This is a genomic window from Halomonas hibernica (assembly GCF_013183775.1).
Lineage (GTDB): Bacteria > Pseudomonadota > Gammaproteobacteria > Pseudomonadales > Halomonadaceae > Vreelandella > Vreelandella citrativorans.
In genome coordinates this window covers 294,579-302,674 of sequence record NZ_VIFN01000005.1, presented here as the reverse complement: position 1 = coordinate 302,674, position 8,096 = coordinate 294,579, and the positions used below count along the sequence as shown (strand labels likewise).

General features: G+C 50.3%; 10 protein-coding genes. 7 read left to right on the top strand and 3 right to left on the bottom strand.

The annotated features are described in order from the left end of the window. Positions 1 to 325: 325 nt before the first annotated feature. From FKN99_RS10555 to flgA, 3 genes are all read right to left on the bottom strand, one after another. Positions 326 to 775 (bottom strand): flagella synthesis protein FlgN, encoded by a 450-nt coding sequence (locus FKN99_RS10555; protein WP_172117788.1) that lies wholly within the window; start codon positions 773 to 775, stop codon positions 326 to 328. Between the two features lie 11 nt (positions 776 to 786). After that, complete coding sequence (gene flgM, locus FKN99_RS10550; RefSeq protein WP_172117787.1) at positions 787 to 1,053, bottom strand: flagellar biosynthesis anti-sigma factor FlgM; 267 nt, start codon at positions 1,051 to 1,053, stop codon at positions 787 to 789. An 85-nt stretch (positions 1,054 to 1,138) separates the two neighbouring features. Continuing rightward, positions 1,139 to 1,738: a flagellar basal body P-ring formation chaperone FlgA gene (flgA, locus tag FKN99_RS10545; protein WP_406565427.1), complete on the bottom strand. Its 600-nt coding sequence runs from the start codon at positions 1,736 to 1,738 to the stop codon at positions 1,139 to 1,141. A 300-nt stretch (positions 1,739 to 2,038) separates the two neighbouring features. Here flgA and flgB point away from each other — a divergent pair, with 300 nt between their 5' ends. The 7 genes from flgB to FKN99_RS10510 are packed head-to-tail and all read left to right on the top strand — an operon-like array spanning position 2,039 to position 8,054. Further along, positions 2,039 to 2,470, top strand: coding sequence for a flagellar basal body rod protein FlgB (gene flgB, locus FKN99_RS10540; RefSeq protein WP_087109121.1), 432 nt, complete (start codon positions 2,039 to 2,041; stop codon positions 2,468 to 2,470). A 27-nt stretch (positions 2,471 to 2,497) separates the two neighbouring features. After that, positions 2,498 to 2,908 (top strand): flagellar basal body rod protein FlgC, encoded by a 411-nt coding sequence (gene flgC / locus FKN99_RS10535; protein ID WP_087109119.1) that lies wholly within the window; start codon positions 2,498 to 2,500, stop codon positions 2,906 to 2,908. Between the two features lie 2 nt (positions 2,909 to 2,910). Beyond that, on the top strand, positions 2,911 to 3,603 hold the full coding sequence (locus FKN99_RS10530) for a flagellar hook assembly protein FlgD (protein WP_087109117.1): 693 nt from the start codon (positions 2,911 to 2,913) through the stop codon (positions 3,601 to 3,603). Positions 3,604 to 3,639: 36 nt separating this feature from the next. After that, a complete protein-coding gene (locus tag FKN99_RS10525; protein WP_172117786.1) occupies positions 3,640 to 5,733 on the top strand; it encodes a flagellar hook-basal body complex protein in 2,094 nt (697 codons plus the stop codon). Positions 5,734 to 5,764: 31 nt separating this feature from the next. Beyond that, positions 5,765 to 6,523 (top strand): flagellar basal body rod protein FlgF, encoded by a 759-nt coding sequence (locus FKN99_RS10520; protein WP_172117785.1) that lies wholly within the window; start codon positions 5,765 to 5,767, stop codon positions 6,521 to 6,523. 33 nt (positions 6,524 to 6,556) lie between these two features. Beyond that, on the top strand, positions 6,557 to 7,339 hold the full coding sequence (gene flgG / locus FKN99_RS10515; RefSeq protein ID WP_087109111.1) for a flagellar basal-body rod protein FlgG: 783 nt from the start codon (positions 6,557 to 6,559) through the stop codon (positions 7,337 to 7,339). A 25-nt stretch (positions 7,340 to 7,364) separates the two neighbouring features. Then, positions 7,365 to 8,054: a flagellar basal body L-ring protein FlgH gene (locus tag FKN99_RS10510; RefSeq protein WP_172117784.1), complete on the top strand. Its 690-nt coding sequence runs from the start codon at positions 7,365 to 7,367 to the stop codon at positions 8,052 to 8,054. The last annotated feature ends 42 nt before the right edge of the window (positions 8,055 to 8,096 follow it).

The following is an 8,096-nucleotide window of genomic DNA, read 5'->3' as shown; positions in this document are numbered from 1 at the left end:
GCGCCTCGGGGGATTTTTTTTGCGTGTAAGAAGAGTAGAACCCATCACTATTCAATAGATTTTCTTTCCTAATCCTAAAAAGCTGCCAGTATCGGCAGGCGTGAAAGCATTTACGTGCATGAGCGCCTGGATGGGGAGAGGTTACGCAGTTAACCGTTAACAAGCGTGGTGCGGTTGAGGCTAAAAGCCCATTCATTACGGCATGACCGGTGCTGCCGTTGGCCCTGGCAATTGGAGCGGTATAACGTTCGGACAACTGAGCCAGTAATAAAAAGGTAGGCTTTTATTGAAGTTGTAGAAGGGATACTTGTCTAAAGGGGATAAACTAGGCGGATGCGTTGATTCTTCCCGACTGCGCGCTATTACGCCCATCAGGTTTATAGAGTGTTTTTTCCGCAATTTGGCGTATATAGTCCAGCATTTCCTGATTGTGCTTCATGCGTACCGACAGCATTTGACCGGTTAGTTCGTTCATACGCGCAACACGCTCGCTCTTTTCGAGTAGCGTTTCCCAAGCCGTTTGACAGCCAGCATCACGAGCAGCCAAGCGTGCCCCATTGGCGTTGTCTTCATAGCCAAGTCGCTTTTGAACATTGCGGCGTAGCGTTTCAATGCGCTCTATATCGGCCAGCAGCGCTTGTTTACCTTCTGCTGTATCGGCAAGCGCTTTTCCGTCAATGTCACCCTGCGTTAAGAGTGTTTGCTCACTCGATAATAGCGCCACTAGCTCATCAATACGTTGCTGCTGGTCGGAAAGCAAATGGGCAAGGCTCATAATACGCTACCTTATAACTCTGAAAGATTGGCAATCAAGCCATCTGCAATACGGTCAGCTCGAATTTCAAGACGGCCCTCACGAATAGCGTCACGAATCTCTTGAACTTTCGCCATATCGATATCCTGTGTATCATCGAAATGAGAATGGCTAAGCTGAGTAGATTCACGCGTTTGACCAGCGACTTCAGCCGCCTTGGGTCCGCCCATCTTTTGTGTTTCATCACGTTGCTGCGCTTGGTTCGAGCGTAACAATGAATTGAGGTTATCAATGTTCACGTTGTGTGCCTTATGGTCAACGTCTGTGTATTCGGCGTCAGTGATAACAGCTATCGGCCCTGGTGGTTAAAACTTTAGACCAGATCTAAAAATCCACCACTAAAATGCCTTGTTCATTAATTCGTGCCGTTACTATTTCACGGGTATCAAAGCGCACGCGAACCTGGTCTCCTACCCCTCCGCTTTCCAGCACTTCTCCCTCGCGTGAAACGCGAAAAGCATTGCCTTGAGCGATGACCGTAACCCGCTGACCGCGCTCAACAACCGAAGGCGTTTGTAAGAAGTGGGTTAAAAAGGTACTGCCACTTCGAATCTGCCGCTGAGCAACCTTGCCAACAATTTCTTCTTCATTGGTTAGGGCCTGCGACGAAAGCTCCCCCAAATTACCACTTTGCTCAACGAGCATATCAGGGGTAATCAGTGTGCCACGATTAATATCGTGCTGGGCTACCCAGTAGTTGCCAATAACATCAATTTGGGCCTGCAAATAGCGCACTTGCTGATGTGTTTCACCGCAGCGAACACCTACCGAAACACGTCCTAGTGGTGATTGACCCGCATTGGGCAAAAAAGGTTCCGGCTGAACGCAGAGCGGTAAGTGAGGAGAAGGAGGGCGCACATCAATGACCACCTCCTCTCCTAGAGGCTGCGTTTGTTGATACAAAAACTGATGCACTTCCTGCATGAGCGCATCGTCTGCCTGTGCGCTTGAGAAACACGCCAAACAGGCCACCAGTGAAAAATAGCGCGTGAGCAGTGCTGAGAAGCAACGTTTTATGTGCAGCGGATGTGACATGGCGGGGCAGCTCAGCAGGCGGGGGATAACGAGATTTAGTCAGTAAGTGTAGCGAAAAAGAAGTAGATGAAACAGACGAAATGCTGGTGTAAACGCTAGCTGTTCCATGCTTTGGGCTGACAGCCGTAAGCGTATTCTTCACCATCGATAAATTTAATTTTTTTGCCTCCCGGCGAGCGAGGGCGCGGCATGCTTGATCAACTAGAATCTGCCTTTAACTACCACCAGCAGGCATTAGGCTTGCGTCAATCGCGTCATGAAGTGCTGGCCGCTAATATTGCGAATGCCGACACGCCAAATTATAAGGCGCGGGACATTGATTTTGCCAACGAGCTTAAAAAAGCCGTTGACGGTGGCGTTTCACAACAGGGCAGCCAAGGGGGGTTAACGCTCGCTCGGACGTCTGGACAGCATTTGGCCGGTGCCGGGCCTGCTTGGCAAGGCGCCGGTAATGCGGCGTTACTGTACCGAATTCCTTCCCAGCCGAGTCTGGACGGCAATACGGTTGAGATGGATCGCGAGCGTACTCAGTTTGCTGATAATGCCGTGCGTTACCAAGCGGCGCTTACGATCATGAATCGCCGTATCCAGGGTCTAAAAAACGCAATGCAGCCTGAGTAGGCCAGCAAACTGCGTAGGAGATAACTAATGTCGATGTTTTCAGCGTTTGATGTTGCTGGCTCTGCCATGAGTGCTCAATCCCAGCGAATGAACGTCACCGCCAGCAATATGGCCAACGCCGATAGTATTGCCGGGCCTGATGGTGAAACATACCGCGCGAAACACGTGATGTTTGAAGCGCAGGCACAAAACACCCGTTTTGGTATTGGTGGCGTGAGAGTCTCCGATATTGTGGAAGACGACTCACCGCTGCGTCTGGAATACATGCCCAATCATCCCGCAGCTGATGAAGAGGGCTATGTGGCCAAGCCCAATGTAGAGCCTGTGCATGAAATGGTGAATATGATTTCCGCGTCCCGCTCTTATCAGGCGAACGTAGAGGTATTCAATACCACAAAACAGATGATGATGCAGACGCTGTCACTGGGTGAGGGATAAGCATGAGTACTATCGATGCAAATGTCGTTAACGCTGTGAATAGTGGTGGCTCCAACGGTCTATCGGCTCGCCAGTCAGACGAGCTTCGCAATAGCTTTATGACCCTGCTGGTCACCCAGTTACAGAACCAGGATCCGCTGAATCCAATGGAAAACGCGGAAATGACCTCGCAGCTGGCGCAAATCAACACGGTAAGTGGCATTGAAGAGCTGAATAGCACACTTGAAGGTATTACCAGCCAAATGGATGCCAATCAGGCGTTACAGGCCGCAGGATTGATTGATAAGGCTGTATTGGTGCCTGGCAATAACGTGATGGTCAGTGTTGACGAAGAAAGTGGCTCTTACGCGACACCATTTGGTATTGAGCTGGATAGCGCTGCTGAAAATGTTGAGGTAACCGTAGTCAGCAAAGCAGGCGAGGTAGTTTATACCAAGGATCTCGGTGCTGTTGCTGCAGGTGTCGAATCCTTTAGCTGGGGTGGCTTAACCAACGATGGCGTGGCAGTGCCGGAAGGTGCCTACCGCGTTAACTTCAAGGCGATGAATGCAGACGGTGAACTTCTTGAGTCACGAGCGCTTAACTATGCGCTGGTACAAGGGGTATCGCCAGGAGCTGGTGGCAGTGATGTTCGCCTGGATTTGGGAGCTGTTTATGGCCAAGTGGCTCTTGATCAAATTAAACAAATTCTTTGATTATTCGCTAAACAATATCTTTTTCAGGGGAACATCATGAGCTTTTCACAAGCACTTAGTGGTCTGAACGCTCAGCGTGAGAAATTAGGCGCGATCGGTAACAACATTGCTAACTCGCAGACAGTCGGTTTTAAAAGTTCAAATGTACAATTTGCCGACGTATTTGCTGAATCACGCATAGGGCTTGGTGTACGCACATCTGCCGTATTGCAAGATTTTACCCAAGGCAATGTTGAGTCTTCATCACGTAATATGGACTTGGCCATTTCAGGGGAAGGATTCTTCCGCTTTCAGCAGCCCAATGGTGAAGTGGGTTACTCACGTAACGGCCAACTAACCATGACGGCGGACGGACGTTTAGTAAATGCCCAAGGCGCGCAAATCATGGGGTACGCAGCAGACGCTGAAGGCAATGTACAGGCAGGTGGCGCTGTGCAAGCATTGGCAGTAGATGCGGGGAACTTGGCTGCTAATGCGACTACTTCTGCATCTACCTCTCTTAATTTGGATTCACGAGTGCAGGCCGGTACTGGACTACAGCAAGTACAAGTAACTACTGATTTGATGAACCCTGATAATCCAACGAGCCAAGAAGACCTGAGCTATAACTTTAGCTCTAACTTTACCGTCTATGACTCATTGGGTAATCCAAGAAATATGACAGTTTATTACGAAAAGCGCCCAGAAGCTGAAAACAGCTGGTTGGGAAAAGTAGTAATGGATGGGTACTACAGTACGAACTCAGATCCTGTCGGCTTAGCCGCAGGCAGTGTGGTTGAGGGAGTTGTTGATGCTCAGGCAGTTGCCAAACAGTCTTATGATAATTTATTAAATAGCATGTCCGACATTCAAGCTGACTTAGAAAGCTTGCAAACAGAAATTAGGAATGCAGCTACGTCAGCAAGTGCAAGTGGTGCTACTCAAACGGAAATTGTTGAAGCTGTAAATAGTGCAGCACAGAGCTTTGCATCAGGTGCTGGCTTTTCTCTGAGTGAGGTTTTAGATAAATATTTAAATGGTCAGCAAGTTACGCCTGAAGAAAATGCCGTTTACGCAGCTTACATAGCCGAAGTCCAAGGCCAAATGGATGACGCTACTGATGCGAATGGCGTTGTTGCCGCGACAACTATTAACCCGTTAACTGAAACCGCTACAGTAGAAGCGTTTAGTAACTTTATGGCTGGTCGCCAAGCCGCGCTTATAGAAGAAGCGCCAGCAGAATTTGCTGCAGCTGCACGAAGTGCAACCAACCTTATTGTTGATGCCGCTACAGGAACTGATATAGCCGCTCAAAATAATGCAGCACAAGGGACAGATCTAGAAATAGATCCAGCTACCATTACAGCGATCCAAGCAATTTCTAATAACCTCAGTCAACAAGCGCTAACTGGTGTTACTGATCCGGCAGTGGCTTCCGCTGTGAATAATGTTACAGCTGCAGTAGCAACCGCAACAGGGTCAATTTCGGCTGTCGTGCAAGCTGCACAGGCTGCTGATCCGGGGGAAGCTTTTGAAGCTTATGGCGTAAATGATTTTGTTATTGAATTTAATCAAAACGGTACCTTAAAGCGAGTAGGGCAGCCGCAGCTTGCAAACGGCGGGGGGGTAGAGTACGTAGATGTAACCAATAACCGCCCAAGCATTAATTATGCCAGCGACTCTTCTACACCACTTGGGGGGGCTACTGAAGCGCTTAGCTTTGATATAAACCTGGCGGGTAGCACTCAGTTTGGTAATGCCTCGGTAGCCAATGATGTATCTCAAGATGGATACGCATCCGGCTCTTTAGTTGGCGTTACTATTCAAGATGATGGCACTATTATGCGTAACTACTCTAACGAGCAGTCGCTTGCAGCTGGCCAGATTGCCTTGGTTAGTTTCCGTAACCCAGAGGGGTTAAGTCCCGAGGGCGATAACCTTTGGACAGCTACTGCTTCCTCGGGCGAAGAACTCGTAGGTGCTGCAGGAACCGGGTTGCGTGGAATGATTCAAGCCAGCGCCACTGAAACCTCCAATGTTGATATGGCCCAAGAGTTGGTGAGTATGATTGTCGCTCAGCGCGCATATCAAGCCAACTCACAAACCATCAGCACCCAGGATGAGCTCCTGCAAACCATTATTAACCTTTAATAATGGGCCTTTCTTGTAAGGAGTAAATCACTTGGATCGGATGCTATATACCGCCATGAGCGGTGCTAAAAACGCCATGGATCAGCAGTCGGTGGTCAGCAATAACCTGGCGAACGTGACCACCACCGGCTTTCGTGCGCAGCTTCAGGCGGCGCGCTCGGTGCCTGTGCAAGGCGAAGCGTTCTTGGCAACGCGTACGTCTGTCATGACCACTACGCCAGGAAGTGATTTTTCACAAGGCCCGGTTGAGTTTACCGGGCGTGCGCTGGATATCGCGATGCAGGGTGATGCCTGGATGGCGGTGTTAGCAGACGACGGCACGGAAACCTATACACGCCGTGGCGACCTGCAACTGGATAGTGATGGTGTCCTGCTAAACGTAGGGCGCCCAGTGATGGGCGATGGTGGTCCTATTGCGGTGCCTCAAGGAGCGCAGGTGTCCATCGGCGCTGACGGTACGATCAGCGCTATTCCTGAAGGCGAGGGCCCAGAAGCGCTCGTTGATGTTGGCCGGATCAAATTGGTAACGCCTGACGAGCAGGCTCTGACACGCGGTGACGATGGCTTATTTCGTGCTCCGCTCAATGACGAGGGAGCACCTGGTGTGCTGCCAGCAAACGAGGATGCTCGTTTGGTCAGCGGTGCGCTTGAAGGCAGTAATGTCAGCGCGGTGGATGCCATGGTCGCGATGATTGATGTCGCGCGACGTTACGATATGCAAATGAAAGTGCTCAGCACCGTTGATGAGAATGCTCAGCGGGCCAACAGCATGCTCTCTATTCAGGGCTGATAGCAGCCGCCTAACAAGGGAACACGAACACTCATGATTACTTCTTTGTGGACTGCTAAAACCGGGCTTGAGTCTCAGCAAACGAAATTGGATGTTATATCCAATAACCTGGCCAACGTTAGCACCAATGGCTTTAAGCGTTCGCGCCCTGTGTTTGAAGATTTGTTGTACCAGAATATGCGCCAGCCAGGTGCACAGAACAATATTCAGGACCGACTGCCTTCAGGTATGCAGGTCGGTACTGGCGTTCGGGCCGTGGCCACCGAGCGTTTACATACTCAAGGTGGCTTGGAGCAAACCGAAAACTCGCGTGACCTTGCCATCAACGGCGAAGGCTTTTTCCAAGTGCTGTTGCCTGATGGTACAAGTGGCTATACCCGGGACGGAAGCTTCCAGCTCAACGAAAATGGTCAGATGGTAACGGCGAACGGCTACCCGCTGGAGCCAGCTATTTTTGTGCCGGAAAATGCCTTGGCTGTGACTATCGCTGAAGATGGTACGGTAAGTGTTCGTCAGCCAGGCGTTGCGGTAGACAACGACATTGGCCAAGTTACGCTGACATCGTTTATTAATCCCGCTGGTTTAGAAAGCATAGGTGGAAACCTTTACTTGGAAACCGGTGCCTCCGGTGCTCCCAATGAAAATATACCGGGTATTAACGGTGCCGGGCGCTTGTTCCAAGGCTACGTCGAGACCTCGAACGTGAACGTTGTGGAAGAGATGGTTAGCATGATCCAAACCCAGCGCGCGTATGAGATTAACAGCAAAGCCGTATCTACCAGCGATGAAATGTTGGCACGTTTGAGCCAACTATAAAGAGCGCGTTGAGGTTTATTGAACCATGCGGGATTTTTACCATGTTAGCCGTCGGCTAAGCGTTATTGCTTTGCTGTTTTTTACCTTACTGGCGGCCGGCTGTGCCCAGATACCCCGCGCTTCAGTAGTGGGTGAGCAAGAGCAGATTGAAATTGTGGATCGCCCGCCGCCTATTCCCAATGGCTCAATTTACCAAGTCCGGCAAGGCTATCAGCCGCTGTTTGAAGACCGTCGACCAAGAGCGATGGGGGATATCCTCACCATCGTGTTGGATGAGCAGGTAAGCGCCAGCAAAAATGCGCGCACCAATGCGTCGCGTAACGGCAGCGCATCGCTGGAGCTTGCCCAATTGCCTGATGTACTCGACAGCCTGGCTGAATATGGTTTCGATATTGCCGGGGCCAGCGATTTTAACGGCGGCGGCGGTGCGCAAGCGAACAACTCGTTTACCGGCACTATTACCGTCTCGGTTTTAGAAGTTATGAATAACGGTAACTTGCGCGTTAGGGGCGAAAAGCAGATCGGCATTAACCAAGGGACCGAGTTCATACGTTTTTCAGGCGTCGTGAATCCACGCACGATTACCACCCAGAATACGGTGCCCTCCACGCAAGTAGCGGATGCGCGGATAGAGTATGTGGGGGATGGCTATATTAATGAAGCTCAGCACATGGGATGGCTGCAACGCTTTTTCTTGAATATTTCGCCCTTCTAATGGTACCTGGAATGGCTAAACAACTTAGTGGCCTAGAGTGAT

What these genes read in the sequence shown, in the direction of transcription:
- FKN99_RS10555 (WP_172117788.1), bottom strand. Translation starts at nt 775, where the DNA reads ATGAGCCTTGCCCATTTGCTTTCCGACCAGCAGCAACGTATTGATGAG.
- flgA (WP_406565427.1), bottom strand. Translation starts at nt 1,738, where the DNA reads ATGCAGGAAGTGCATCAGTTTTTGTATCAACAAACGCAGCCTCTAGGA.
- flgB (WP_087109121.1), top strand. Translation starts at nt 2,039, where the DNA reads ATGCTTGATCAACTAGAATCTGCCTTTAACTACCACCAGCAGGCATTA.
- flgC (WP_087109119.1), top strand. Translation starts at nt 2,498, where the DNA reads ATGTCGATGTTTTCAGCGTTTGATGTTGCTGGCTCTGCCATGAGTGCT.
- FKN99_RS10530 (WP_087109117.1), top strand. Translation starts at nt 2,911, where the DNA reads ATGAGTACTATCGATGCAAATGTCGTTAACGCTGTGAATAGTGGTGGC.
- FKN99_RS10525 (WP_172117786.1), top strand. Translation starts at nt 3,640, where the DNA reads ATGAGCTTTTCACAAGCACTTAGTGGTCTGAACGCTCAGCGTGAGAAA.
- flgG (WP_087109111.1), top strand. Translation starts at nt 6,557, where the DNA reads ATGATTACTTCTTTGTGGACTGCTAAAACCGGGCTTGAGTCTCAGCAA.
- FKN99_RS10510 (WP_172117784.1), top strand. Translation starts at nt 7,365, where the DNA reads ATGCGGGATTTTTACCATGTTAGCCGTCGGCTAAGCGTTATTGCTTTG.